Source organism: Halomonas sp. AOP43-A1-21, from assembly GCF_052376775.1.
Classification (GTDB): Bacteria; Pseudomonadota; Gammaproteobacteria; order Pseudomonadales; family Halomonadaceae; genus Vreelandella; species Vreelandella colorata.
In genome coordinates this window covers 18,320-43,754 of the sequence record NZ_JBQSWC010000010.1, presented here as the reverse complement: position 1 = coordinate 43,754, position 25,435 = coordinate 18,320, and the positions used below count along the sequence as shown (strand labels likewise).

Sequence of the window (25,435 nt, the reverse complement as noted above, 5' to 3'; positions counted from 1 at the left end):
CCTTCCATAACGCACAGGCGCTAACCCTGCGAATGGGCGTTTAGGCTTATAGCATCACTTGGTGAATGCCATCGTGCATGCGTGGGAATACCGCTGGTAATAGGAATTTCAAGATGGCGCGAGCAGCTTTTCAACTCGCTGGGCATACCGTAGAGCCCGGCCAACGTTCACAAATCGACGTGCCGGTTGCGCGTCTTTACACCCATACACCCCTGCATATTACGGTTGAAGTCGTACACGGGCGCAAAGAGGGGCCCGTTATGCTGGTGTGCGGCGGGATTCATGGTGATGAAATCAATGGCGTGGAAATCGTCCGTCGCCTGCTGCGCTCAAAAGCTATCAAAAGCCTGCGCGGCACGTTAATAGCCGTGCCCGTAGTCAACGTGTTTGGTTTTTTGCAGCAGACCCGCTATCTGCCAGACCGGCGTGACCTTAACCGCTGTTTTCCTGGGAGTGAGACAGGCTCCCTGGGGGGGCGAATTGCCGCGCTGTTTCGCGAGCAGATCGTGGATAAGGCCACGCATATTATCGACCTGCACACCGGCGCTATCCACCGGACCAACTTGCCGCAAATTCGCGCGCAGCTAAGCCCAGGTAGTGAAACCGAGCGCATGGCGGATGCCTTTGGCGCACCGGTGATACTCAATGCCGAGCTGCGTGAAGGGAGCCTGCGCCACTATGCGCAAGGACGCGGTATTCCTGTGCTTACCTATGAAGCGGGCGAAGCGCTACGGTTTGACGAGTGGGCCATCGCCCCGGGCGTGCGGGGCGTACTACGTGTGATGCGCCGCTTAGATATGCTAACCGGTGAACAGCGTCGGCGCTCGACGGCGCCAGCAGAGCTTGCCAATGGATCTAGCTGGGCGCGCGCGCCTATCGACGGCATTTTAAGGCCCCAGGTGCGTTTGGGCGCCCGGGTGGCTAAAGGCGAGGTGCTGGGAAAAGTCGCCGATCCGTTTGGCAATCAGGAAGATGAAGTTAAATCGATGGCTGATGGCATTGTGATCGGCATGAGTCGTTTGCCGCTTGCCAATGAAGGCGAAGCGCTTTATCACATTGCCCGGTTTGATGAGATTGAAGAGGCGGAAACCGCGATTGAAAGCTTTCACTCAAGTCTTACGCCTTTGCCCGACGCGCTGTATTAATCGCGTCATATAAAAAGCCTATCGGCTCAATAAATAAGCAATTCAGTCAGATAAATGGCGTAATCCTCCACGCTTGACTATACCTTTGGTGAGTCTTATTAGCTTAAATTAAAAATAACAACGACTGCTCAGTACATAAAATTTATTAAAAACATAGATTTTATAAAAAACGGCGCCCAGGCGCCGTGCCAGCCGTGACATGGAGGAAAGGTAATGACGAGCGGTAATCCTAAACATACGACGACAGGTGCCGGTATTCCGGTTTCAAGCGATGAGCATTCGCTTTCAGTAGGACCCGATGGACCCATCGTTCTACACGATCATTTTCTGATGGAGCAAATGGCGGCGTTCAACCGGGAGATGATTCCTGATCGTCAGCCTCACGCCAAGGGTAGCGGCGCCTTCGGCCATTTTGAAGTCACTCATGATGTCAGTAAGTACACCAAAGCCAAATTTCTGAAAAAAGGCACTAAAACCGATTTACTGATTCGCTTCTCAACCGTTGCCGGGGAAAGCGGTAGCCCGGATACCTGGCGCGATCCGCGCGGCTTTGCGATAAAGTTCTATACCGAAGAAGGCAACTTCGACCTGGTGGGTAACAACACCCCCGTGTTCTTTGTCCGTGACCCGATGAAGTTCCAGCACTTTATCCATTCGCAAAAGCGCCGGGCGGATAACGGCCTGCGTGATCACGATATGCAGTGGGATTTCTGGACGCTGGTGCCTGAGTCTGCCCACCAGGTGGCGTGGCTAATGGGCGATCGTGGCGTGCCCGCTACGTGGCGGCACATGAACGGTTACTCCAGCCATACCTATATGTGGGTGAATGATGAGGGTGAGCGGTTCTGGGTGAAGTACCACTTCAAAACCGACCAGGGCATCAAGTGCATGACCCAGGAACAGGCCGACCAGATGGCCGGTAACGATGCGGATTACCACCGTCGTGACCTGTTTGAAGCCATCAAGCGCGGCGAGTATCCCACCTGGACACTGCAGATGCAGATCATGCCCTTCGAGGATGCTAAAACGTATCGCTATAATCCCTTTGATCTTACCAAAGTGTGGCCCCACGATGACTATCCGCTGATGGAAGTGGGTAAGCTGACCCTTAATGAAAACCCTACCGACTTCCATAGCCAAATCAATCAGGCTGCCTTCGAGCCTAACAATATGGTGCCTGGCACCGGGCTTTCACCCGACAAGATGCTGCTAGCGCGTTCAATCTCCTATGCCGATGCCCACCGGGCTCGCCTGGGGGTGAACTACAAGCATATTCCGGTCAATACGCCCAAGTGTCCGGTCAATAGCTATACCCAGGGCGGGGCGATGCGAATGCATAACGCAACGGACCCTGTGTATGCGCCGAACAGCAAAGGTGGCCCCAAAGCCGATGGCGAGCGCTTCCCGGAAGATGCCGTATGGGCGACAAGCGGTGAGTTTGTGCGTACCGCCTATACCTTGCGTAAAGACGATGATGACTGGAGCCAGCCGCATACGTTGGTGCGTGAAGTAATGGACGACGCTGCGCGTGATCGCTTGGTATCCAACGTAGTTGGCCACCTTTCGGATGGCGTTACTGAGCCGGTTCTAGAGCGCGCTTTTGAATATTGGCGCAATATCGATCAGGAAGTCGGTGAGCGTATCGAGAAAGGCGTGCGCGGCAACTAACCAGCAAACGTAGATTAATTACCGCCCACCACAGCCCGCTACGTTAAGTCGTAGCGGGCTGTTCGCGTTCTTGTGCCTGCTCTTGAGACTGTTCTTGAGAAAGCTCGCTAACCAGCCCAACAGCATCATCAAACAAACGTAACCCGGCGCCTTCTTTATGCGCGTGTTCCGATAGCAGACGCCGAAAACGCCGGCCGCCGGGGCAGCCTTGAAAAAGCCCCAACAGATGACGGGTAATATGGTTAAGCTTTGCGCCTTCATCCAACCGCTGCTGAATATACGGGCGAAACGCCTGGGCCGCCTCAACACGGCTAGCGATAGGCCCCGGCTTACCGTAAAGCAGCGCATCGACCTCTGCGAGTAACCAGGGATTTTGGTAGGCTTCACGACCAATCATCACGCTATCTACGTGTTCAAGCTGCGCCTGACACTCTTCAAGCGTTTTAATCCCACCGTTGATGCCAATATGCAGCTCAGGGCGGTCCTGCTTTAAACGATGCACGCGCGGGTAGTTAAGCGGCGGCACATCGCGGTTTTCTTTAGGTGATAAACCTTTAAGCCACGCTTTGCGCGCATGCACGGTAAATGTCTCACAACCGGCGTCCGCGACTATATCGATAAAGCGCGCCAGGTCGGCATCTTCATCCTGGTCATCAATCCCGATACGACACTTCACCGTGACCGGAATTGACACCGCGGCCTGCATAGCGCGCACAGCATCGGCGACTTTTTCTGGATAGCCCATCAGGCAGGCGCCAATCATGTTGTTCTGTACCCGATCACTTGGGCAGCCCACGTTCAGATTGACCTCGTCATAGCCCCATGCCTCGGCAATCGCCGCGCACTCGGCAAGCTCCCCTGAATCACTACCACCCAGCTGCAGGGCGATCGGATGCTCCACGTCGCTGTAACCCAAAAAACGCTCACGCGGCGAGCCGTGCAGAACGGCCCCGGTAGTCACCATCTCGGTATACAGCAGCGCCCGCTTGGTTAACGTACGCGCAAACGCCCGGTAGTCCCGGGTGGTCCAGTCCATCATGGGGGCGACGGAGAAAGTTCTATCCAGCTCAGGGCGGGCGGTGCCAGACTTCATGCGGGTTTGCTGGGTTGTGTTATCATTCATGACTGTTCATATTTACAGTGGTTGTGCGACGTTTTACATGGTTCGTTGGTACATATTTGGTACTTGAGCCGCTTTTGATTTGGTACATCTGAGTGGCAAAAATGGCAACGATTCGGAAGCGCCGGAAAAAGGACGGCAGTTTCTCATATATGGTGCAGATCCGCATTGCCCGTAATGGTCAACCAGACTACTCAGAGTCAAAAACATTCCCTAAAAAAGCGATGGCCGTTGAGTGGGCGAAGCGTCGGGAACTGGAGTTGGCCGCGCCTGGTGGCGTACTGACTGCTAAATGGAAGGGAGTTACTTTACACGATGCCATTGAACGTTACCTACATGAATTTGCCGATGGAGCAGGGCGGAGCAAGCGCGCCACTATTGAGCAGGTGCAGCGTTTTCGGTGAGCAGACACAAAAGCCCGCCGAAGCGGGCTTGATTTGATCAGAGCAACGTAGGCCAGTTTGGCCACAACGTTAACGTCAGCTCTGTTAACTTCATTGTAAGGTCAAAGAAATACAACACGATTTCAATACTTTTCATCGTGTTAACCTCCCGATATACGGATTGTAGACCGGCTTAATCGTCAACCATTTATTCAACTTAATGTTGAAAATTACACGAGATGTGTTAATTTTCTCCATCAGATAATCTCCTTTACCAAATGTTGAAGGCGCGCTAACGCCTGATACTTACGAAAGGCCCTAGTCCCCACGACTGGGGCTTTTTTCGTTTGTCAGCCTAAACTTAATCAACTTAGCCTGACGCGACGCATACTATATATAGGCTATGGGAAAATCAATTCAAGCATATATGGTATTTTTTCATCCACAGGTTATTGACAGGCTAAGCCCAGCACCATGCCTATTAACAAAAAATCCGCTAGGATTGTATCTTTACTTTTTTAGCTGTTAGTGGGTTTTAAATATTTGTTATTTTTATGTTTTATTGAAAAAAGCCGTATGGTCTCCCTTCACCTTTCTAAACCACTACTTAAATTTGAAAATGGCTTTTATGCTGAGGTACCAAGTCACTGCCTCTACCTCTAGTCAGGGCGCTTGTTCTTGAATCCATAAGCAAAAGCCCGCCTGGTTGCGGGCTTTTGGCGTAACTATGAGTTAGCACAGGTCTGAATTTTGCCAACTTAAGGTAAAGCGTGCTTACTACTCCAATTGCCATTCAGCAAGCGGCACTTCGTTTTGGCAGCTGGTATCTACCTGCGCCAGTGGGTCATCCAGAAATTCTTTAATTACGGCGGAGCGACACTCATTGACCGGGCTATGCCCCAGCGCCTGCATCTCGATAGCCTTGAGATTGGGCATGGTGCCGGTAAGCTCATCGCTCCAGCGAGTACCGCAACAAGGGTCCATCTGGCCATGGATCGCCAGGGCTGGTGTCTCTGTCGTTACGATGTCGTTATGCTCGGGTGGCACGTCACCATCTTCGCCCCACCAAGCACAGAGCCAGATAGGTTCAAAACCAATAATGGCGGGTTCGCGCTGTACCGCAGCTAATGAGTCTTGTGGCGTGGGCCGATTGGTTCCCATGTCGTTACAGGCCTGAGCCAGGAACGCGCCCATGGCATAGTTAGGTGCTTCAGTCACTGGGGTGTAATCGTCAATCATGAAGAAGTCATGCAGCGACGAGTAATCACCCTCCGTTACCTGGGAAACAATGCGAGGCAGTTCAGCATAATATTGCGGTAGCATCAGGTAGAGCGTGTCGAGGAAGGCGGCACCATCAAAGTATAGTGTTTTCTGTTCGTCCTCTGATTCTACTTGGGCAATATAGGGCTTGTCGTCCAGCGCGCGGCGCGTTCTATCAATGGCTAAAAACCATGCAGGGACTTGTTCTCGGCAAGCTTCGCTGTCTTCAACGCACATGGCTAGAACGTCTGTAAATCGACGTTTTAAGGTGTAAAACTCATCCAAGGGCGCTCTATTGCGAAGGCTGGTGTACCAGGGCCAACCAAGAATGGCGGCTCTCACACTGTCGGGATAATAACGAACATAAGAAAGCGCAGTGCCACTCCCTGTAGAGGAGCCGAAAATATTCACGTTATCGTAATCAAGCAGGTTACGAATCTCATCAAGATCGCGTGAGGTTGAGCTTTCCGTATATTGGGCAATTTCAACGGCTTCATCTTCAAGCTTTTGATAGCAAGCAGCGACTTCGTCAGTGATGTGTTGCATCCGCTCCATAGGGTCGAGTGAAGCCGTTAAAGCGGGGGTGTGGATAATGTTGTGGTAGGGGGACACGCCCGCGTAGCCAGGACACTCCAATGATGGGGTGGCATGTTTAAAGCCTCGAGGATCAAACACCACTAGCGAGCGGTTGCCAATATCCTTACGCAGTTGCTCAATGTAATCAGCATTGCCGAGGATGGAGTATCCTGGGCCGCCTGGAAAAAAGACCACGGGGTCGCTTTCCGCATCGGCATCATTTTCAGTTTCCGGATCGATAACGCCTATAGGAAGCTCAATTGTTCTCCCGTTTGGATTGTTCCAGTTTTCCTGACCGTAGAAGGTGTAGCAACTGGCATTGAGGTCTTTTAGCGCTTGGGTTGCACAGGTTGTGCTTTCTAGCCGAGGGATGGTGTTTTCATCTTGGTCTTGTGCGTGAGCTATTCCAGCACCTAATGCAGCCATTAGGCATAGGCTAGCGACGGCCTGATGCTTAGTGGAGGGCATAACATCTCTCCATTGCTTTTGTGTGTTGGCGAGAAGGACGGCAAATACTGTGCCGTAGCCCCACTATAGTTGAGTAAACGCTAAGTAAGAGTATCAACACCATATTGCTGAATAACGAGCCCGGTGGCACCGAAGAGACTACTTGCTTTAGTGTTAACTGTGGTTTACATTTTGATTATGAAAATGATTACCGTCACCGAGACCTACTCGACTTGGTTCGTGAAGTTGCGAGATAGCAGAGCCAAGGCAAAGATTTTGGCCAGAGTGCGCCGCGTTGAGTTGGGGAACTTCGGGGATTGTGAACCTGTTGGTGAAGGGGTATCAGAACTCAGGATTCAATACGGGCCTGGCTACCGAGTGTATTTTGTCCAGCAGGGGTATGAGCTGGTGATCTTGCTGGCAGGTGGTGATAAATCCACTCAGGCAAAAGATATTGATATCGCGAAGCAATTAGCACGCGATTTGAAGGAGGCGCCATGAGCACACTGCGTAAATGGGATGTCGTTGACCATCTAAAAACTGAAGAGGATATGGCGCTATACTTGGAGGCTTGCTTTGAGGAAGACGATCCCGCGCTGGTAGCTGCCGCGCTTGGGGATATCGCGCGCGCCCGTGGTATGTCACAACTAGCACGTGATACTGGGTTGACCCGTGAGGGGTTGTACAAAGCGCTTTCCGCTGATGGGAACCCGAGCTTTGCAACGATCATGACGGTGACGAAAGCCCTTGGTATTTCGTTGCATGCTAAAGCGTCGTAAGGCAGGTAACCCGCATCATGATATGCCCGCTTTTTAATGAACTGCACCCTGATCGCTGGATGAGTATCTAACTTTTGGGTGCAGTGCAATTTACGGGGTTCCTTGCATAATGTTGGAGCCGTTAAGATTGCAGGCCTAAACTACTCGCTCCCTTTAGGGTCGGCTTCATCAGACTTCTGATCAATATTGTCTTTATGAGCGCGCTTTTCCTTGACTACTTGAGCGCCTGGAATGGGCGCTGCTTTGCCAGATGTATTGTGGCCAGGCTCTGAACGGGATTCTTCGTTTTTCTGGTTATCAACGTTGGCATCTGGTCGATAAGGGCGTGGCTCTTCATGCTGTGACGCTTTTTGCTGAGCATCGGCATCATGAGGCGTGTCTTTATCAATCGTCTGTTTAGCTTTTTGAGCTTCTTCGCCCTTGTTACGCTGTTCATCCGATCCATGGTTCATCGCTTTACTCCTATGCTTGCCTGATGTTTGCTTTGAACAAGCCAAATTGGCTCTTTCTATTTATAGACTAGAACAGCCCTTTGAAAACTGCAGGCACAAAAAAGCAGCATCAGATACTTCGAGCTATGTATCCAACCCACACCAATGTTTGTCTTACCGTCGCTTCAGTACCCTTACGCAGGATATGGGCACTATAAACACTCGGCACATCGGATGGCCGAGTGTGTGCAATAGGGATTATGCGCCCTTACGTGCTCTGGTCAGTTCCGCCATAGCGACGCGTGCGAGAAAGCCACTTCGCGTTTTATCCCCAGGGTGGCCGGCCACAAAGTCATCAATCTGCTTGAGCAGTAGGTCGGGAAGAGTGACGTTTATTTTGTGACTTTTACCGAGGTAAGGGGTTAGATCAATATCCACCACAGCCCAAATCCAGCCCTCAAAATCAGGGTTATCCATATGGTGTTCGATGGATGTGGCTTCGGGAATGGGGTCGCCGTATTCCACGGCCACTTCCAACCAGCCTTCGATAGCTTCCTTAGCGTTAATCATCGCCTCTTCAAAGCTGTCGCCTGCTGAGTGGCAGCCGGGCAAATCGGGTACTGTCACGCCATAGGCGTGATCATTGTCGCCACGTTCAATGGCAATGGGAAACAACATGCGTTGACCTCCGTTAGTAGGGGCAGCAGTGGCCAACCTTATTCAAGGCCAGCGCTTTTTCTGATTCCTTTAACCAGCCCGATTTTTAAATCCTTTTTGGGGTGTGGCACGGTCACTGTGCCGGGCTTGGTTGGGTGCCTGAAATGGTGATGGCTGCCTTTTACTCTGACAAGTTCCCAGCCACCCGTTTCCAGTTCTTTAATCAGCTCTCTGCTATTCACCTCCTGCCCCTTTATTTTAATCCTGGAGTTACTGTAACCCCAAAAAAAGGGTTGGTCAATTTTATAACTCTGATAACCCCTTTGGTCGTTGAGGCTATTCGGGCCTGCGTTCGTATTAACAGCCTACGACCTGTAATTCTTGCCATTAGTGGTGGCTCTAGCAGCCTATTTACTCGCCCCATGGTCAGAAAAAGTAAGTATAACGATCATGCTACGTGCTTACTAAAGGCACCCAAACATGCTCATAGCCAATAGACAAAGCAACGCCCACCAGCAGCAACGCCATCAACTGATTAAAGCGCCTGAAAAAGGCAGGGTTTTTTATCCGGCCACCCACTAAGCTGCCAACCCATATGTAGCTTCCGGGGGCTCCTGCGGCAAGTAATGCTAATCCCAGCGACCAAGCCACTAAACTGATCCCTTGAATACCGGCAGCCGGAAACTGCAGGGTGGCGATGGGTAAAGTTGCCACAATGCCTTTAGGGTTTAGCAGCTGTAGCACCAGTCCATCGCGATAGCGTAACGTCAGCGGTGGCTGGGTGATTGAATCGAGATCCACGCGCGCTTTAGCGATGTGTATCGCCAAGTAAATAATATAGGCACAGCCGATAACGCTCACCGCTATCAGTAGCTGGCCGTTGATCCAGGCGGCACCGGCCCAGCCAAAGAGTAAAAACAGTAGCAGCATCGCCGTGCCTACGCCCATACAGTAGCCTAGCGAGGTTTTTGTCTGCCCGTTCATACCGGCATTCAGCCCTAGAAAATTCACCGGCCCAGGCGAATACATTACGCCTAAGGCGTAAGCAATAATGGCTAACATAAAGATCTCTCTATTCAGCAGATAAGATGGCGCTGATATTGGTAGGGCGTTACGCCGTATATGCGCTTAAAGCGTCGGTTGAAATGGCTAAGGTCGGTAAAGCCGTAGCGAAACGTTACCTCGCTAAGCGAAGCGCCTTGCTCAAGTGCACTACACGCCGCATTAACCCGGCAGTTGATTACGTACTGGTAGGGCGTGATGCCTAACTGCTGACGGAAAAGCCGCAGGAAATGAAACTTGGAAAGATGCGCGGCCTGGCTAATCGCTTCAAGCGATAGGTCGGTATCCAAGTGCGCGTGAATATACTCCTTGGCCAAGCCGAGTAGCGCATCAGGCCGGGTAGAGGTATGCCCTGGCTGGTAGGCGCCGCCTAGCTGGGTGATCCGCTCAACGACTTGGTAGAGGGAATTTTCCTGATCAATCTGACTGCCGGTTGTCGTGGTAATAAGCTGAGCCGCGCTTGTTATCCGCTCGCGTAGCGTGGTGTCCTGCACTAATGTGCTGTCGAATCGAAAGTGAAACGCCGTTTCCTGACCCAAGGCGCCTTCAAATAGGGCTTTCACCTGGTCGGGGTGAACATACAGCATGACGTAATCAAGCGTACGGTCACCGCCTGGTTGGCCGTCATGAACGTCGTCCGGGTTAAAGATGATCACGTTGCCTGGCGGGCTGCGGTGATATTGCCCACCGCTGAAAAAGTCCTGACGCCCAGAAAGCGTCACCCCAAAGGCGTACTCTTCATGCGCGTGAGGGTCATAGCGAAAATCGAACATCGCTGCCTGTAGCACTTTCAGTGTGGGTATGTGCTGACTTTTAGTGAACTGAAAGCGGCTTGACGATTGCCCCATTGCTAAGCCCCCTTATCAAAATGATATGGCGCTAGTTTAACGCTTGCGACTTGCCTCAGCTTGTACAAAATTGCGCTTTATGGGCGTTGACTGCCCATTTTGAACGGTCGGTAATCTTCTTAATGAATCATAAAGTCAGGCGAGCTTTGATTTAGTTCTGGGTACTGGCTGCTACGCTAGATCGGTAAACGTTGAATCCCAGTACGGCTAATGACAAGGAGGTTATGGTGAAACCGATCAACTCGTTCGATCCTTCACGCCGCCAGGTAGTGGGTGGTTTAGCGACCGGTATGGCCGCCGCTATTGCCGCACCCGCTTTCGCTCAATCATCCACTTCACAGCCCACTGCCAGCACTGGTGCGGCTGGCGCAAGCTCTACAGGAGGCTCTATGCCACAAAAGCAGGACCCGACCAGTCAATATCCCGCACCGCCGTTTTCTGAACAGCCGCAGGAGTGGCCGGGGCTTGCCAGTGAAATGGACCCACGGCCTGACCACGGTGAGGAGAGCTACCGTGGCAGCGGGCGTCTGGAAGGCCGCAAGGCCCTAATCACGGGTGGGGATTCCGGTATCGGCCGGGCAGCCGCCATTGCTTATGCACGCGAGGGTGCTGATGTAGCAATCAACTACCTGCCTGAAGAGGAATCTGATGCCCGGGAAGTGATTGAGTTAATTGAGGCCGAAGGGCGCACTGCGGTTGCCATCCCCGGTGATATCCGTGATGAAGCATTTTGTAGTGAGCTGGTCGAGACGGCAGTACAGCAACTGGGTGGATTAGATATCCTGGTTAATAACGCCGCCCGTCAGCAGTGGAAGCCCTCGATCACAGAGCTTAGCCATGATGACTTCGATGCCACAATGAAAACCAATCTTTACGCCATGTACTGGATAACCCAGGCGGCGATGCCTCATCTGGAAGCAGGTGCTGCGATTATCAACACCACCTCGGTGGTGGCCTACGATCCGCCTAAAATCCTGCTGGATTACTCAATGACCAAAGCGGCGATCATTGCGTTTACCAAGGCGCTGGCCAAGCAGCTTGCCGAGCAGGGCATTCGCGTTAATGGCGTGGCCCCCGGCCCGTTCTGGACCCCGCTTCAGCCCAGCGGTGGCCAGCCGCAAGAAGCCGTACAAAGCTTCGGTGAAGACGGTCCTCTGGGGCGCCCAGGCCAGCCGGCAGAGCTCGCCGGTGCCTACGTGCTCTTGGCCTCGCAAGAGTCCAGCTTTACCACGGGTAATATTTATGGCGCTGGCGGTGGCAATGGTCATCCATAAGCTTGATTAAGTGCTATCGGTCCAATCCAGTTGGCAGGCTTGGGCCGAATGCCGTTCACTATGGGTTTCTATCATGCCAATAAACTTGGTAAGCAAGGGCGATGCGTTGTCATGGTGCCAGTTCATATATAAGCCAAGCACCGCGTTTGAATCATCGCCAATCGGGCGCAGCGGACAAAAAGCGACTTTATGATTTAATACGGCATTTGCCATGCACTCCGGTAATAGCGCAATGCCGAATCCGCTAGCTACAAGGCCGACCAGGGTATGCAACTGAGCGGCCTCCTGCTTGATCCTCGGGTAAAAGCCTGCCGTTTCGCATAGCGCCATAAGCTGATGATAATACCCGGGCCCCAGTGCCTGGGGTGTAAAGACGAAATCCTCCTGAGCAAAATCGCTTAAATCCAACGACCTCTTGTTAACGCTTGGGTGATCAATGGGGAGTGCCAACAAGATACTCTCTTCAAGCACCTTTCTTGAGCGAATGGAGTTTGGAATGGGCATGTGGCGCATAAACGCTACGTCCGAATTGCCAGTCATCAGCGCTTTAACCTGGTGCGAAGAAGGCATCTCCTGGATCACTAGCTCAACGTTCGGCAAACTTTTTCGGAACTGGCGCAGCGCATCCAATACCGGTTCGTAATACGCCAAAGATACGGTAGTCACCGTCAGTCGCCCTGCAACGCCACCAGCCACATCACGTGCCCGCTGAATACCTGTTTCCAAATGGTTAAGCGTGGTGTAGGCCGTTTCTAAAAAAGCGCTACCGGCGAGAGTTAATGCTACTTCGCGCTTGCTACGGATAAAGAGTTGAAAGCCGAGGCGGTCTTCAAGCCGGGCGATGGCTTGGCTTAAGGGCGGCTGAGCCATGTTGAGCCGAGCAGCGGCGCGGTGAAAGTGCAGCTCTTCCGCTACGGCAATGAACTGCTTGAGCAAGCGGGTTTCGACCATAGGTGGCCTCGGTGGATGAATCGATAGGGCGCTTTAAATACTTTAAACCATTAAAAATTATTTCAGTAATACGCTGTGCATATCAAACTTGTCGCTCATTAATATTAGATAAAAAGAATTAAATGCGTACCTTGAATAACACTTGTTTATCCAGACAGAAAGGAAACAGCGAATGTTATTCAAGAATCGAACAGCCCTAATTACTGGCGGCGCCAGAGGGCTTGGCTGGACCTACGCCGTTGCGCTTGCCGAAGCAGGCGCGAATATCGTGATCAGCGACAGCGGTGCCGACCGGGATGGGGTCGGCATGGATAGCAGCATTAGCGATAAAGCGGCGGCAGCGCTGAGAGAGCGGGGACATCGGGCTATCGCGCACAGCGGAGATCTGGAAGATGAGTCCGAGTGCCACGCGCTGATCGTACGCGCCATCTCTGAGTTTCAAGGGCTGGATATCATCATCCATAACGCGGGCTGGGTCGGCTACCAGGCCATCGATGATGCCCAGGCGGATTTCCTTGAGCGCTCATTGGCAGTGAACGTCTGGGCGCCGATGTGGCTTGCCAAGTATGCCTGGCCGCACCTTAAGTCCTCGACAGCACCGCGCATCGTGTTGACTACCTCTGACCGTGCCATGTATGCCTGCTACGGTCAGAAGGGGCTTGCGGCTTATGCGGCCGGCAAGATGGCTCAGATTGGCCTTATGAATGCCTTGGCGCTGGAAGGGTATGAACACGGCATTCGGGTAAACGCGGTATCGCCTGTGGCCAGAACGCGCATGTGGGGCGAAACCGGCACGCCCTCGGATCTCAAACCGGAGTGGGTGACGCCGGGGACGATGTACTTGGCAAGCTACTTATGCAATGAGAGCGGCTATATCTTGCGTGCCAGCAACGGCCAGTTTAGCGCCACTCGTTTCGAGGAGAATCCTGGCATCGACTACCCGCGCGATTTAAATCGTATTTATGCGGCAAGCGTTGACGAGATGGCCGCTCAGTGGGAAGTCATCAAGGAACACGGCCATGTGCGCTAATGCGATAGCCAAGTGGGCAAGCGTCAAGACCGAGCTTGGTGAAAGCCCCGTTTGGGATGAGCGCACCGGCACGCTCTACTTTGTCGATATCACCGATGGCAAGATACACGCACTCCAGGGTAACGCAGTGCCTTATACGCTGTATGAATCGCACCACACCATCGGCGCGCTGGCGCTCACCCAGGCGGGCAATTTAATATTCGCCGAAGGTGCGCGGGTAACGGTGTTTGATCTGAAAACGCGGCAGATCGTACAAATGTCTGCTGCGATCAGCGCAGAGCCGCATTACCGCTTCAACGACGGCGCCTGCGACCCCAGAGGTCGTTTCGTTACGGGTTTGATGGATGAAAGCCATCGCCCTGAGAGTGGGCAACTTTTCAGCTTTGACACCCAGCTAGCACCTACGCTGTTATATGGCCGCATGGGATTACCTAACGGCTTGGTGTGGAATCATGAGGGTAATTGCCTCTACTTTGTAGACTCGGTAGCACGACAGATCTTACAAGCGGACTATTCGCTGGCCGCCGGTACCCTAAGCAATATAACTATGTTCACAGAGACCCCTGCCCACTTGGGAAGGCCTGATGGGCTAGCCATGGATGTGGAAGGCGGTATCTGGGTGTGCCAATTCAATGGCGCTTGCTTGCTGCGCTATAACGCTTATGGTGAACTAACCGAGCAGCTCTCGGTTCCCGTGCCTAGGCCCACCAGCTGCTGCTTTGGTGGTGTCGATATGAAGACGCTTTTCATTACCTCTGCGCGATTTGGCATGCGCGCGGATGAGCTTGAGCGCTACCCTGACGCTGGCGGCCTATTTGCGGTACGCCTGTCGGTGGCGGGAAGCCCGCGCCATCGTTTCAAACCAGGGTAGCGGAGCCTGCCTACCCGGCCCCCTCTTTTAATAAAAAGGATAGCTATCCATGTTTACCGGCCTAAGCGCATTTCCATTAACGCCCATGAACGAGCAGGGGATTCGTGAGGGCGAGTTTTCCAATTTAGTGGAACGCTTGGCCAAGGCGCAGGTGGACTCTATCGGCGTGTTGGGCTCAACCGGTAGCTATGCTTATCTCTCCCGAGAGGAGCGGACTCGCGTTACTCAGTTGGCGGTAAACAGCGCAGGTAACGTGCCGGTAATTATTGGCATTGGCGCATTGCGCACGCGAGACGTACTGGCGCTGGCCGAAGACGCTCAGAAAGCGGGTGCTAGCGGCATATTGCTGGCGCCGGTTTCTTATCAAAAGCTGACCGATGACGAAGTGTTTAGCCACTATGAAACGGTTTGCCGTTCATTAAGCGTACCGCTGTGTGTTTACGATAATCCGGGCACGACCCACTTTACGTTCAGCGACGAGCTACATGGCCGTATTGCCCATTTGCCTCAAGTACGCTCAATCAAGATCCCCCCGGTCAGTACGGATATCAATGCTGCCCGCGAGCGGATTGCACGTTTGCGTGCCTTGATTCCAGAGGATGTTACCTTGGGAATAAGCGGTGACGCCGTCGCATCCACCGGCCTAATCGCTGGGTGTGACAGCTGGTATTCCGTATTGGGCGGGTTATTTCCTGAAACGGCGCTGGCGATAACGCGTGCCGCCCAAGCGGGCGACGCTCAAATGGTTCAGCGTCTATCTGATCAGCTTGAACCCTTCTGGGCTTTATACCGTGAATACGGGGGAAGCTTGCGGGTTATCGCCACCGTAGCGGAAATACTGGGCAAGGTCAGCACACCCTGTTTGCCGCTGCCGCTCAACACTTTGCAGGACAACCAGCGAAGCAGGGTAGAGCAGGTCGTTGAGCAGCTTGATCTACGGTAGGCGGAAGTGAGCGTGAAGTGGCGTTATTCGGTTAGCTTGATTAGCCGATCCGGATAGTCGGTAAACAAACCGCTCACGCCCCAATCCAATAAATGCTGCATCTCATCGGTTTCGTTAATAGTGTAGATATGTACCGGCAGGCCGTTCGCCTGAGCCTTTAGAATAAACGCAGCATCGATGACTTCTTCACCTCTATAGGTAAAGTTGGTGCCCATGCCTACCGCATATTCAGCGACTGCCTGAAAATCCTCATCGGTGATTTCCTGCGGCCCCGGTATCACGCCTGTCCACTCAACCAGGCGTTCGTCGTCTTCTTCGCTTGGGTAATACCACACCAGTTGAATCAGCGGAATCTTGTCGTTAAGCTCATGAATTGTCAGCAGGCTCTCCTGCGCAAACGACTGAATCAGCACGCGCCCAGTGTCGATCATATCAAACGCTTCCAAGCGCTTAACAAGCGCCGCTTCAACGCCCGGGTTCAACTGGGGTGACTTGGTTTCCAGGTAGTAGCGGGCATCCTGACCAAAGCGGTTAAAGATCTCTTCAAGCGTTAATATCTCGGCGCCGACGAAAGCGTCATCCACCTGATCAGGATAGGCGTCGTTAAACCATGACCCCGTATCCAGGTCTTTAAGTTCGGCAAGCGTATAGTCGTTGATATGGCCTTCGCCATTGCTGGTGCGCTCAAGAGTGTCGTCATGAAAGGCGACCAACTCACCGTCAGAGGTCATCTGGATATCCAGTTCCAGATAGTTTGCTCCCCATTCATGGGCCAGCTCGAGTGCGGCCATGCTGCTTTCGGGAGCGTGGCCGCTGGCGCCGCGATGGGCAATCACCTGAAACGAATCTAGATCCTTTAGCTGTTGCTCCAGCGGAGACGTTTCTGCTAATGCAGCAGAGGCGGTAACACCAGCGAAAAGACCTAATGACACGGCAGTAAATAACGAAGAATGGCTCATAAACGTTCCTTTTAGTGAATGCTCAGCCAATTACCCTACTTCGTTTATTACCTCATTCCAAATGACGCTGTGTGTAAACTTGTGCTCTGCACCAAGCTTCATGTACTGGGTGTGTTAACGCCAGTGCGGCTTTGTGCCAAGTGCTTAACAAGCGCATCGGCCTCGCGAGGGTGAGTAAGGCGCACGATACGAATATGGCGATAACGGGTGTCAATCAAATCGGCAAGATAGCGCCGCTGGTTGGAGCGCCAACTGGTCAGCATCCACCAGAGAATCGAGTCTCGGCTCATAAAGGTCTTGCGAAACGATTCGCGATTGCCCGTACCGGGCCAAAGTTCTTTGCGGCTAATGATGCGCACAATTGCGCGGCAGAGAGATTGGCGGAAAACGCGCCAGAACCCGTAATCCAGCCAGATGATCATATCGACCTCGCGCCACTTGATATCGCGGGTACGGTTAAAGTTGCCGTCCAGCACCCAGCCGCCCGGGGCTGCGCTTAAAGCGGCTTCCAGCGCGACGAAAAATTCATCGTCCGGTGTGCCTTGCCAGTTAGCACGCCAGAAAAGCTGGTCAAGCTGAATATAGGGAACGCCCAGGGCGTGGGATAATTGCTTAGAGAGCGTGCTTTTACCGCTGCCGCTGCTGCCGACAACATTGATTTTCATGATGTAGCCCTGTTCAAGCGGCGCGCTAGTTTACGTAGGTGACAACCTTTGGGCAAATAGACACGACGCCTAAGGCATAAAAACGTAAAGTAGTTGCTGATTGCTATTTTTACTTAAAAGGAGCTCAGTGTGGATACGTTGACTTGGCTGACCTACGTGGGCGTCATCTTTGCCTTAATCATTTTTCCAGGGCCGGTGGCGCTACTTTGCACAAGCCACGGGCTAAAGTTTGGCCGAAAGCACACGACCGCCACCGTGCTGGGCGGCGCCTTGTCTTCGCTGGTGTTAATGGTAGTTTCCTCGCTGGGACTGGGCGCTATCCTGGCCGCTTCGGAAAGTGCCTTTTATATTCTGAAACTGGTTGGCGGTGCCTACCTGATTTACTTGGGCATCGCGGCCTGGCGGGATTCTTCCAGCATTGATATTCACAGCCCTTCAGCCGCCAGCCATCAGCGTGTACCGATGAAAACGCTCTTCCGGCGTGGTTTTATGGTGGGCATCAGCAATCCCAAAGACCTGCTCTTCTTCGCCGCGCTGTTTCCCAACTTTATCGATGTGAGCCAGCCTCAACTGATTCAGTTCGTGATTCTGGCAGTGACGTGGCTGGTGATCGATTTCACCCTGATGTCGACCTACGCAAGGCTTGGCTCCAGCATAAGCCGCTGGTTTCAAAGCCCGCGCCGCTATAAGCGCTTCAATCGCACTACCGGCGGCCTGTTTATCGCCGCAGGCGGCACGTTAATGGCGTCCAATCATTAGAGAGAACCATTGTTTTCAACGCCCAGCGTCAAGGAGAGACTCAGTGGCGAATATCATAGTATGTGCCGATGGCACCTGGAACCAACCCGAAGAAGACCTGGAAGAAGATTACCCCACCAACGTATTGAAGCTGGCGCGAGCCATTTCTCCCTTTGCGGGTGAGATGCGCCAACACGTCTCTTATGGGTGGGGAGTCGGTTCGTACCGTAATCAAATCATTGGTGCATTAACCGGCGCCGGGATCGAAAAGAACATCATCGATGGCTACCGCTATATCGTTCACAATTACACCCCAGACGACGACATCTATCTGTTCGGTTTTAGCCGTGGTGCTTACACCGTGCGCGCCTTGAGCGGACTCATCAATAACTGCGGCATTCTCAAGCGCTCGGAGGCCGGCCGGATCACCCAGGCCTGGGATATGTATCGAGATCACGCGGACGAAAACTGGCCGGGCGGTCAAACGGCCAGGGCATTTCGGAAGGCCTATTGCCACCCTTCGCAGCGCATTCACTTCATCGGTGTGTGGGATACCGTAGGTGCGCTGGGTATACCGCTAAGCCTGTTGGGCGGGCTGTTCAATAATGAGAACGAGTTTTACGACACCAAGATGGGCAGCAATATTGCCACCGCGCGCCATGCGCTCGCCATCGATGAGAAACGCGAAGACTTCGAGCCTACCTTGTGGGAGGCCCGTGAAGGCGTTGATTTGAAGCAGGTATGGTTTGCCGGCGTACACAGCGATGTTGGCGGTGGCAAAGCGCCGGATGAGAACGGTATTCAAGCTTCCGATACACCCCTTGAGTGGATGCTAAAAGAGGCCGGTGCCGCGGGTCTGGCCATCGCACCCCATCTTTACGGTAACCTGACCAACGGTGCGCGGGGCGAGCTACATCATTCCCGGCGACATGTGTACCGGTTAAGAGGCAAGCTCGACCGTCCACTGGTCAACGAAGGCAAGCCGACGTTGATTCATCAAAGCGTCAAAGAGCGCTACCAGCGTGATGAAAGCTACCGGCCGCCCAATCTGAAGGCGCTGGTAGAGGAGCGCGGCTGGGTAGGTATCGAGCTGGACCGCTGATCGTATCCACCGCTGCCTGAGGCCAACCGTGTTCGGCTGATTCAAGCGGCGGTTCAGGCGTGGGCTGCAGCGTTATTTAAAGCGTGAGCGTTTGCCCGACTCGTAGCAGAGCTGATCCCTTGGAAAGTCACCGGGGAGTTCGCTCAATGCCTTGCTGGCTGCGCGCGCGCCCATCCCTGGGGCGACACGAAGCCCGTGGCCTTCATCGGCCTTGAGCGCGTTGATACTATTGGTATTCAAGACCATAGGCCAAATGATGCCGTAATATTTATGAACCCTGACGTTATAATCACGCGAAAAAACCAGCGTCGGCTCATCGGCTTTAGTTTGATCCGATGGTTGAGTATCAACGACTTCAACGAGACTATTCTCGAATGATAACCAGTAGAGTGGTATCAGACCGAGTGTCCAACCGGCAATGAATTGAGCCGGATCCAAATAGCTACCGTCTTCGACAACGCTACTCTTCACGGTCAACTGATAGCGATAGTCACCCGATGAGCATTGCGTCATGCCAGGCAAATAAACGCCTCTTGTATTCTTCAGATCGCCACCGATAAATCCCGCGCAGCCAGATAGTGTCAGGGCGAATACGCTGGCGGTACATAACTTGGTTACGCTTTTTACCTTCATTTAGCGTCCTTGTTAATTAGCATTGGCTTCAGCCCTTTATAACCAAGTATTTGAATCCTCAATGCGACTGACCTCGAAGAGTTTCCTTGGGAACAGATATACATTGTTAAGTTTACCGAATGGCAGGCCAGCACGATAGCTAGGCCCTCAATGCGAGAAATCGTCAGGCAAAGCCAGCGGGAGTGGTGCCATAGCATTCGATTATTTTAAATAAGAATAAGAGATCTTGTTTTTATTCCTTTTTGACGGGTTTTGTTTGCACTAATATAGTGCGCCCAACGAGTTGAATTACAGGGCATCAAGAGCCTCAAGAAAAACCTAGGACGTACTATGAGCGAGCAACAGGGCGCGCACTTCAAGCGCAGCATGCAGACGCGCCACTTAGTGATGCTCTCGTTAGGGGGCGTGATTGGGACCGGGCTGTTTTTAAGTTCCGGCTATACCGTGCAGCAGGCCGGGCCAACGGGTGCCGTATTGGCCTATCTGGTCGGCGGCATCGTTGCCTGGCTGGTGATGATGTGCCTGGGGGAACTGGCGGTACATATGCCGGATTCAGGCGCGTTCAGCGCCCATGCCAGCCGCTATATCGGCCCCGGCACTGGCTATATGGTGGCCTGGATGTATTGGCTTACCTGGACGGTGGCGCTGGGCTCGGAATTTACCGCCGCGGCGGTGTTTATGGGGCGCTGGTTTCCCGATATCCCCGGCTGGTACTGGAGCGGGCTGTTCGCGGCCATCGTGTTCGGCGTAAACGCCTTTACCTCACGCTTCTTTGCCGAGTCCGAGTTCTGGCTGTCGCTGATCAAGGTGATCGCGGTGGTAGTGTTCGTGATCGTCGGCGCGGGCGCGATCATCGGCTGGGTGCCGCTGCAGGATTCAAGCGGCGCCGCGTTGGCATCGCCCGGGCTTTCCGCCTTTTGGGGCGAGGGCGCCATGTCGCCTAGCCTCCTGGCCATCGGTACTACCTTGCTGGCGGTGATGTTTGCGTTTTCCGGCACGGAGCTTATTGGCATTGCCGCCGGGGAAACCGTGGACCCGGCGCGCAATGTGCCCAAGGCGATCCGCGCCACGCTGTGGCGGCTGATTCTATTTTTTGTGGGTACCATCATTGTAATTGCGGCATTGTTGCCCCAAAGCCAGGCCGGGCTTAGCCAAAGCCCGTTCGTCGCGGTATTCCAGCGCCTGGGCGTACCGGGCGCGGCGGATATCATGAACTTCGTGATCATCACCGCGCTGCTTTCGGCGGCCAATTCCGGGCTTTATGCCTCATCGCGCATGCTCTGGACGCTTTCAGATCAAGGCACTTTGCCCAAGTCGCTTGGTCGGCTCAACAAGCGCGGCATTCCCATGAACGCGCTGCTGCTCAGCATGATCGGCGGCTTCGGCGCGCTGTTTTCAAGCGTGTATGCGCCAGAAACCGTCTACCTAGTGCTGGTCTCGATCTCCGGTTTGGCCGTGGTGGTGGTGTGGATGGCGATTACGCTCAGCCAACTCAACTTCCGACGCCAGTACCTGCGTGAAGGCGGGCGGCTGAAAGATCTGGTATATCGCACCCCGTGCTACCCGTGGGTGCCTCTGATCGCGTTTGCGGCCTGTCTGGCTGCATGCATTGGCATCGCTTTTGACCCGCAGCAGCGAGTAGCGCTCTATTTCGGGGTGCCGTTCATGGCGCTCTGTTACCTGGTGCATTTTGTGCGCCATCGCGCGGTCACTCAACGTTCCGACCACCCAAACATTGCCGCTGAGGAGAAGACCGTATGAGTGCGTTGAACCCGATCAAGGCCCTGCTGGCGGAAGCGCCTTTTATGGTCATCGACGGAGCGTTGGCCACCGAGCTTGAAACGCTCGGCTGTGATCTCAACGATGCCCTGTGGTCGGCGCGTCTGCTGGCTCAGGCGCCGGAGAAGATTCGCCAGGTGCATCAGGCGTATTTTGAAGCCGGTGCCGACTGCGCGATTACCGCAAGCTATCAGGCCACGGTGCACGGTTTTATGCAGGCGGGAATGACGGCCCAGCAGGCCCGTGAGCTGATTCAGCTATCGGTCACGTTGGCGCAGCAGGCTCGCGATGCGGTGTGGCAGCCGGGGCAAACCGACCGCCCCAAGCCGCTGGTTGCCGCATCGGTTGGCCCGTATGGCGCTTATCTAGCGGATGGCAGCGAGTACCGCGGCGGCTATGATCTGGATCGCGCCGGGCTGGTTGAGTTTCATCGCGAGCGGTTTGAGCTTCTGCTGGCTGCGGGCGCTGATCTGCTGGCGGTAGAAACCCTGCCCTCACTTGAAGAGGCGCTGGCGATCACCGACCTTCTGGCTGAACATCCGGGCGCTCAGGCCTGGATTACATTCTCGGCCAAGGATGGCGAGCACATCAGCGATGGAACGCCGATTGAAGAGTGTGCCGCAGCGCTGGCCAACTGCCCTGGCGTGGCGGCGATTGGCGTAAACTGCACCGCACTTGCGCATATCGAATCATTGATTGCGGCGATCAAACGCCGGTGCGGCCTACCCGTATTGGTGTATCCCAACTCGGGGGAGCTATATGACCCGGTGACCAAAACCTGGCATCCGGCCCCGTGTGATCACACCGTCACTGGCCCTTCAGGCTTGGTTCAAGGGGTTGAGCATTGGTTGGCGGCAGGGGCGTCGGGTATCGGTGGCTGCTGCCGAACAACGCCTGCGGATATTCAGGCACTGGCCCAGTGGCGGCAGTCGCGCTAGCTCGCCTGGGCGCTTTTATTCTTTTCTCGCTTATTGAACTGAAGCGCCCAACTCCCGCTTAAGCCACTTGGCCAACTGCTCACTGCGCTGGCTGTTGTGGTGGCGGGGTAGCCATAGGCAAAGCTTGGCGGGGGTTTCGATAAACCCCCAGGGCGCGGTGAGTCGTCCGCTTTTCAGGTCATCGTCCACCAGCAGTTTTGGCGCAATCGCCACGCCCAGGACCGCCACGGCGGCTTCGATTAAATAGTAGAGATGATCAAACCCCTGGCCTTGGCGTAAGGCCTCTTCAAGGTGCGCAAGCTCAAGCCCTTGCGCGGTGGCCCACTGTGGCCAGGCCTGGGGGCGCGAGGCGGTGTGTAAAAGCTTGCCGGAAAAAAGTGTATCCGGCTGCGCTGGATCGAGCTTTGCTTCCAAACGAGGGCTGACCACCGCGCAAATTTGCTCGGCCATTAGCTCGACAACGTCTACCTCGGCGGGCCAGGGCGGCTCGGAAAAGGCCAGGGTAGCGCTGATATTTTCCTGCTTGGCGGGCAGTTCACTTTCGCTCACTACGACCTGCAGTTTGAGCTGGGGCAGGTCGCGTTGCAGACGGTCCAGCCTGGGAATCAACCAGCGCGCCAGCAGGCTGCCGGGGCAGGCCAGGGTGAAGGGCGCCTCTTCCACATCACGCTTGAGATCCGCGCAACTATCACGCAGGCGGGTAAACGCTTCGCCAATGCCGTGATAAAGCCTTTCGCCGTGGTGAGTCAGTTCAATGCCACGGCCCGCTTTGGCAAACAGCGCCACGCCAAAATGTTCATCCAGGCTGCGCAGCTGGCGGCTAACCGCGCCGTGGGTCACGCTAAGCTCATCGGCCGCGGCGGTAACACTGCCTAGCCGGGCGGTGGCTTCAAAGGCGCGCAGGGCGCTTAAGGGTGGCATGCTCTGTTGCATCGACTGTTGACTCCAGCTCACATATTGATGACATCTTATCGATTTTTATCTCCGTCTGCTTGCGCTACTTTCAATGCAACTGTTTACCCCGCTTTGAGAGGCCATCATGAACCAACCTGCGATCCAGCCTGATATCAACGGCCTGTTTGGCCAATTCGGCGGCCGTTTTGTGGCCGAAACGCTGATGCCGCTGATTCTTGAGCTGCAAGCCGAATACGACACCGCCAAGGATGACCCCGAATTCCAGCGCCAGCTCGCCTATTTCCAGAGCGACTACGTAGGGCGCCCGAATCCGCTCTATTTTGCCGAGCGCCTGACCGAGCACTTTGGCGGCGCGAAGATTTTTCTCAAGCGTGAAGAGCTTAATCATACCGGCGCGCACAAGATTAATAACTGTATCGGCCAGGTACTGCTGGCCAAGCGCATGGGCAAAAAGCGCATCATCGCTGAAACCGGCGCCGGTATGCACGGCGTGGCTACGGCCACCGTGGCAGCGCGGTTTGGTTTGCCCTGCGTGATTTACATGGGCTCAACGGATATCGAGCGCCAGCAGCCCAACGTGTTTCGCATGAAACTGCTGGGCGCTGAAGTGATCCCGGTCACTTCCGGCACCGGTACGCTGAAAGACGCCATGAACGAAGCGCTGCGCGACTGGGTCACCAACGTGGATGACACTTTCTACATCATCGGCACCGTGGCTGGGCCGCACCCGTATCCCGCCATGGTGCGCGACTTCCAAGCGGTGATTGGCCATGAAACCCGCGCGCAAATGCAGGAAAAAGAGGGCCGTCTGCCGGATTCGTTGGTGGCCTGTATTGGCGGCGGCTCCAACGCCATGGGGCTGTTCCACCCATTCCTGAACGATGCCTCGGTCGAGATGATTGGCGTTGAAGCGGGCGGCAAGGGCGTTGAGAGCGGCCAGCACGCGGCAAGCCTGAACGGCGGTGCGCCGGGCGTGCTTCACGGCAACCGCACCTACCTGCTGCAGGATGAGGACGGCCAGATTATCGACGCCCACTCGATTTCTGCAGGCCTTGATTACCCCGGCATCGGCCCAGAGCACGCCTGGTTGCATGAGCAGGGGCGCGTTGAGTATGTGTCGGCCACCGACGATGAAGCGCTTGAAGCCTTCCAGACGTGCTGTCGCCTGGAAGGGATTATCCCCGCCCTTGAAACCGCTCACGCGCTGGCCGAAGTCGCCAAGCGGGCGCCGAAACTCCTCAGCGACCACTTGATGGTGGTTAACCTGAGCGGTCGCGGCGACAAAGACATGATGAGCGTGGCCCACTACCTGGGAGACAAGTTCAAATGAGCGCACTGAAGGATACTGTTATGAACGACGCCATGAATCCCAACGCGCGCCTTGCAGCACGCTTTGCCGCGCTCAAAACCGAAAACCGCCCGGCGCTGGTGAGCTACGTAACGGCAGGCGACCCGGATATGGCGACATCGCAACGCATTCTGGACGGCCTACCCGCCGCCGGTGTGGATGTGATCGAGCTGGGCATGCCGTTCAGCGACCCCATGGCCGATGGCCCCGCGATTCAAAAAGCCGCCCTACGTGCCCTCAAAGAAGGCCAGACCCAGGCCAAGACTCTGGAAATGGTGCGCGCCTTTCGTGAGAAAGACGCCACCACGCCCATTGTGCTAATGGGCTACTACAACCCCATTTACCGCTATGGTGTCGAGCGCTTTTTGACCGACGCTGCCAGCGCCGGCGTAGATGGCCTGATCGTGGTCGATATACCGCCTGAGCATGACGACGAGCTTTGTCAGCCCGCCGCCCAGCACGGTATCGATTTTATCCGCCTGGCCACGCCCACCACGGACACCAAGCGCCTGCCCAAGGTGCTGGGTAACGCCTCCGGGTTTGTCTACTATGTTTCGGTGGCAGGCGTTACCGGCGGCAGCGCTCCCACGCCCGAAAAACTCGAGCGCTCCGTCAGCCAGCTACGCGAACATACCCAGCTTCCCATCGCTGTTGGCTTTGGTATTCGCACGCCCGAACAGGCCGCCATCATTGGCCGATTCAGCGATGCGGTAGTCGTTGGCTCCGCGCTGGTGGATTGCATCGAGAACGCCGTAACGCCTGATGAAGCCGTCAACGGCGTGCATAACCTTGCACGTGCACTGGCTGAAAGCGTTAAAGAGTGCCGAGAGGTGCACGAGCCGCAAGTCAGTTAAATGACGTAACACAGCAAACGCATACCAGGAGCAGGCCATTAAGCCTGCTCTTTTTTTGC

Annotated in this window: 27 protein-coding genes; 15 read left to right on the top strand and 12 right to left on the bottom strand. The window is 54.6% G+C overall.

The genetic code is table 11. The features are described 5' to 3' along the window. Nucleotides 1-113: 113 nt before the first annotated feature. Both ACT3R7_RS07575 and ACT3R7_RS07570 read left to right on the top strand, forming a co-directional pair. The gene (locus tag ACT3R7_RS07575) at nucleotides 114-1,145 is read left to right on the top strand and encodes a succinylglutamate desuccinylase/aspartoacylase family protein (protein WP_192538445.1); all 1,032 of its coding nucleotides are present in this window, start codon (nucleotides 114-116) and stop codon (nucleotides 1,143-1,145) included. A gap of 213 nt (nucleotides 1,146-1,358) precedes the next feature. After that, nucleotides 1,359-2,813 (top strand): catalase, encoded by a 1,455-nt coding sequence (locus ACT3R7_RS07570; protein WP_192538443.1) that lies wholly within the window; start codon nucleotides 1,359-1,361, stop codon nucleotides 2,811-2,813. A 43-nt stretch (nucleotides 2,814-2,856) separates the two neighbouring features. Here ACT3R7_RS07570 and dusA read toward each other — a convergent pair whose 3' ends face one another. Further along, nucleotides 2,857-3,936 (bottom strand): tRNA dihydrouridine(20/20a) synthase DusA, encoded by a 1,080-nt coding sequence (gene dusA, locus ACT3R7_RS07565; RefSeq protein ID WP_193091350.1) that lies wholly within the window; start codon nucleotides 3,934-3,936, stop codon nucleotides 2,857-2,859. Between the two features lie 101 nt (nucleotides 3,937-4,037). On the opposite strand from dusA, the gene ACT3R7_RS07560 reads away from it, so the two are divergent. After that, the gene (locus tag ACT3R7_RS07560) at nucleotides 4,038-4,337 is read left to right on the top strand and encodes a hypothetical protein (protein ID WP_193091351.1); all 300 of its coding nucleotides are present in this window, start codon (nucleotides 4,038-4,040) and stop codon (nucleotides 4,335-4,337) included. A gap of 756 nt (nucleotides 4,338-5,093) precedes the next feature. Here the strand turns inward: ACT3R7_RS07560 and ACT3R7_RS07555 are convergent. Then, nucleotides 5,094-6,620, bottom strand: coding sequence for an alpha/beta fold hydrolase (locus tag ACT3R7_RS07555; protein WP_496198959.1), 1,527 nt, complete (start codon nucleotides 6,618-6,620; stop codon nucleotides 5,094-5,096). A 177-nt stretch (nucleotides 6,621-6,797) separates the two neighbouring features. On the opposite strand from ACT3R7_RS07555, the gene ACT3R7_RS07550 reads away from it, so the two are divergent. Both ACT3R7_RS07550 and ACT3R7_RS07545 read left to right on the top strand, forming a co-directional pair. Beyond that, complete coding sequence (locus ACT3R7_RS07550) at nucleotides 6,798-7,100, top strand: type II toxin-antitoxin system RelE/ParE family toxin (protein WP_193091353.1); 303 nt, start codon at nucleotides 6,798-6,800, stop codon at nucleotides 7,098-7,100. After that, complete coding sequence (locus tag ACT3R7_RS07545; RefSeq protein WP_192538437.1) at nucleotides 7,097-7,378, top strand: addiction module antidote protein; 282 nt, start codon at nucleotides 7,097-7,099, stop codon at nucleotides 7,376-7,378. The genes ACT3R7_RS07550 and ACT3R7_RS07545 overlap by 4 nt, the downstream gene beginning before the upstream one ends. Before the next feature lie 140 nt (nucleotides 7,379-7,518). On the opposite strand, the gene ACT3R7_RS07540 is transcribed toward ACT3R7_RS07545, so the two are convergent. The 5 genes from ACT3R7_RS07540 to ACT3R7_RS07520 all read right to left on the bottom strand — a co-directional run bounded on the left by ACT3R7_RS07540 (nucleotide 7,519) and on the right by ACT3R7_RS07520 (nucleotide 10,376). Continuing rightward, nucleotides 7,519-7,830, bottom strand: coding sequence for a hypothetical protein (locus ACT3R7_RS07540; protein ID WP_018918691.1), 312 nt, complete (start codon nucleotides 7,828-7,830; stop codon nucleotides 7,519-7,521). Nucleotides 7,831-8,067: 237 nt separating this feature from the next. After that, nucleotides 8,068-8,487 (bottom strand): type II toxin-antitoxin system HicB family antitoxin, encoded by a 420-nt coding sequence (locus ACT3R7_RS07535; protein WP_193091354.1) that lies wholly within the window; start codon nucleotides 8,485-8,487, stop codon nucleotides 8,068-8,070. Between the two features lie 38 nt (nucleotides 8,488-8,525). Further along, nucleotides 8,526-8,708: a type II toxin-antitoxin system HicA family toxin gene (locus tag ACT3R7_RS07530; protein WP_192538432.1), complete on the bottom strand. Its 183-nt coding sequence runs from the start codon at nucleotides 8,706-8,708 to the stop codon at nucleotides 8,526-8,528. Between the two features lie 211 nt (nucleotides 8,709-8,919). Continuing rightward, complete coding sequence (locus ACT3R7_RS07525) at nucleotides 8,920-9,528, bottom strand: LysE family translocator (RefSeq protein ID WP_193091355.1); 609 nt, start codon at nucleotides 9,526-9,528, stop codon at nucleotides 8,920-8,922. Nucleotides 9,529-9,542: 14 nt separating this feature from the next. After that, a complete protein-coding gene (locus tag ACT3R7_RS07520) occupies nucleotides 9,543-10,376 on the bottom strand; it encodes an AraC family transcriptional regulator (RefSeq protein WP_193091356.1) in 834 nt (277 codons plus the stop codon). Between the two features lie 227 nt (nucleotides 10,377-10,603). Between ACT3R7_RS07520 and ACT3R7_RS07515 the strand changes: the two genes are divergently transcribed. Then, nucleotides 10,604-11,650: an SDR family oxidoreductase gene (locus tag ACT3R7_RS07515; protein ID WP_319643916.1), complete on the top strand. Its 1,047-nt coding sequence runs from the start codon at nucleotides 10,604-10,606 to the stop codon at nucleotides 11,648-11,650. A 6-nt stretch (nucleotides 11,651-11,656) separates the two neighbouring features. On the opposite strand, the gene ACT3R7_RS07510 is transcribed toward ACT3R7_RS07515, so the two are convergent. Continuing rightward, on the bottom strand, nucleotides 11,657-12,601 hold the full coding sequence (locus ACT3R7_RS07510; RefSeq protein WP_193091357.1) for a LysR substrate-binding domain-containing protein: 945 nt from the start codon (nucleotides 12,599-12,601) through the stop codon (nucleotides 11,657-11,659). 172 nt (nucleotides 12,602-12,773) lie between these two features. On the opposite strand from ACT3R7_RS07510, the gene ACT3R7_RS07505 reads away from it, so the two are divergent. From ACT3R7_RS07505 to ACT3R7_RS07495, 3 genes are read left to right on the top strand one after another with little or no spacing between them, the layout of a single operon-like run. After that, a complete protein-coding gene (locus ACT3R7_RS07505) occupies nucleotides 12,774-13,631 on the top strand; it encodes an SDR family NAD(P)-dependent oxidoreductase (RefSeq protein WP_193091358.1) in 858 nt (285 codons plus the stop codon). Further along, complete coding sequence (locus ACT3R7_RS07500) at nucleotides 13,621-14,502, top strand: SMP-30/gluconolactonase/LRE family protein (RefSeq protein ID WP_193091359.1); 882 nt, start codon at nucleotides 13,621-13,623, stop codon at nucleotides 14,500-14,502. The genes ACT3R7_RS07505 and ACT3R7_RS07500 overlap by 11 nt, the downstream gene beginning before the upstream one ends. Before the next feature lie 49 nt (nucleotides 14,503-14,551). Further along, nucleotides 14,552-15,445 carry a dihydrodipicolinate synthase family protein gene (locus tag ACT3R7_RS07495; RefSeq protein ID WP_193091360.1) on the top strand — a complete coding sequence of 298 codons (894 nt, stop codon included), beginning with the start codon at nucleotides 14,552-14,554 and terminating at the stop codon, nucleotides 15,443-15,445. A gap of 23 nt (nucleotides 15,446-15,468) precedes the next feature. Here ACT3R7_RS07495 and ACT3R7_RS07490 read toward each other — a convergent pair whose 3' ends face one another. Together ACT3R7_RS07490 and ACT3R7_RS07485 are read right to left on the bottom strand one after the other, a co-directional pair. Next, the gene (locus tag ACT3R7_RS07490; RefSeq protein WP_193091361.1) at nucleotides 15,469-16,404 is read right to left on the bottom strand and encodes a glycerophosphodiester phosphodiesterase; all 936 of its coding nucleotides are present in this window, start codon (nucleotides 16,402-16,404) and stop codon (nucleotides 15,469-15,471) included. 98 nt (nucleotides 16,405-16,502) lie between these two features. Next, nucleotides 16,503-17,069 (bottom strand): P-loop NTPase family protein, encoded by a 567-nt coding sequence (locus ACT3R7_RS07485; protein WP_193091362.1) that lies wholly within the window; start codon nucleotides 17,067-17,069, stop codon nucleotides 16,503-16,505. Between the two features lie 129 nt (nucleotides 17,070-17,198). Here ACT3R7_RS07485 and ACT3R7_RS07480 point away from each other — a divergent pair, with 129 nt between their 5' ends. Next, entirely contained in the window at nucleotides 17,199-17,828 is a 630-nt protein-coding gene (locus ACT3R7_RS07480) for a LysE family translocator (protein WP_193091363.1), read from the top strand. Nucleotides 17,829-17,871: 43 nt separating this feature from the next. Next, nucleotides 17,872-18,909 carry a T6SS phospholipase effector Tle1-like catalytic domain-containing protein gene (locus tag ACT3R7_RS07475; protein WP_319643917.1) on the top strand — a complete coding sequence of 346 codons (1,038 nt, stop codon included), beginning with the start codon at nucleotides 17,872-17,874 and terminating at the stop codon, nucleotides 18,907-18,909. Nucleotides 18,910-18,981: 72 nt separating this feature from the next. On the opposite strand, the gene ACT3R7_RS07470 is transcribed toward ACT3R7_RS07475, so the two are convergent. After that, nucleotides 18,982-19,542: a hypothetical protein gene (locus ACT3R7_RS07470; protein WP_193091364.1), complete on the bottom strand. Its 561-nt coding sequence runs from the start codon at nucleotides 19,540-19,542 to the stop codon at nucleotides 18,982-18,984. Nucleotides 19,543-19,872: 330 nt separating this feature from the next. Here ACT3R7_RS07470 and ACT3R7_RS07465 point away from each other — a divergent pair, with 330 nt between their 5' ends. Both ACT3R7_RS07465 and mmuM read left to right on the top strand, forming a co-directional pair. Further along, nucleotides 19,873-21,303: an amino acid permease gene (locus ACT3R7_RS07465; RefSeq protein WP_193091365.1), complete on the top strand. Its 1,431-nt coding sequence runs from the start codon at nucleotides 19,873-19,875 to the stop codon at nucleotides 21,301-21,303. Next, nucleotides 21,300-22,259: a homocysteine S-methyltransferase gene (gene mmuM, locus ACT3R7_RS07460; protein ID WP_193091366.1), complete on the top strand. Its 960-nt coding sequence runs from the start codon at nucleotides 21,300-21,302 to the stop codon at nucleotides 22,257-22,259. The genes ACT3R7_RS07465 and mmuM overlap by 4 nt, the downstream gene beginning before the upstream one ends. Before the next feature lie 30 nt (nucleotides 22,260-22,289). Here mmuM and ACT3R7_RS07455 read toward each other — a convergent pair whose 3' ends face one another. After that, nucleotides 22,290-23,192, bottom strand: a complete 903-nt coding sequence (locus ACT3R7_RS07455) for a LysR family transcriptional regulator (RefSeq protein WP_193091367.1) — start codon at nucleotides 23,190-23,192, stop codon at nucleotides 22,290-22,292. 106 nt (nucleotides 23,193-23,298) lie between these two features. Here ACT3R7_RS07455 and trpB point away from each other — a divergent pair, with 106 nt between their 5' ends. Together trpB and trpA are read left to right on the top strand one after the other, a co-directional pair. After that, nucleotides 23,299-24,504, top strand: coding sequence for a tryptophan synthase subunit beta (gene trpB / locus ACT3R7_RS07450; RefSeq protein WP_193091368.1), 1,206 nt, complete (start codon nucleotides 23,299-23,301; stop codon nucleotides 24,502-24,504). Between the two features lie 32 nt (nucleotides 24,505-24,536). Continuing rightward, on the top strand, nucleotides 24,537-25,376 hold the full coding sequence (gene trpA / locus ACT3R7_RS07445) for a tryptophan synthase subunit alpha (protein WP_193091385.1): 840 nt from the start codon (nucleotides 24,537-24,539) through the stop codon (nucleotides 25,374-25,376). Nucleotides 25,377-25,435: the final 59 nt, after the last annotated feature.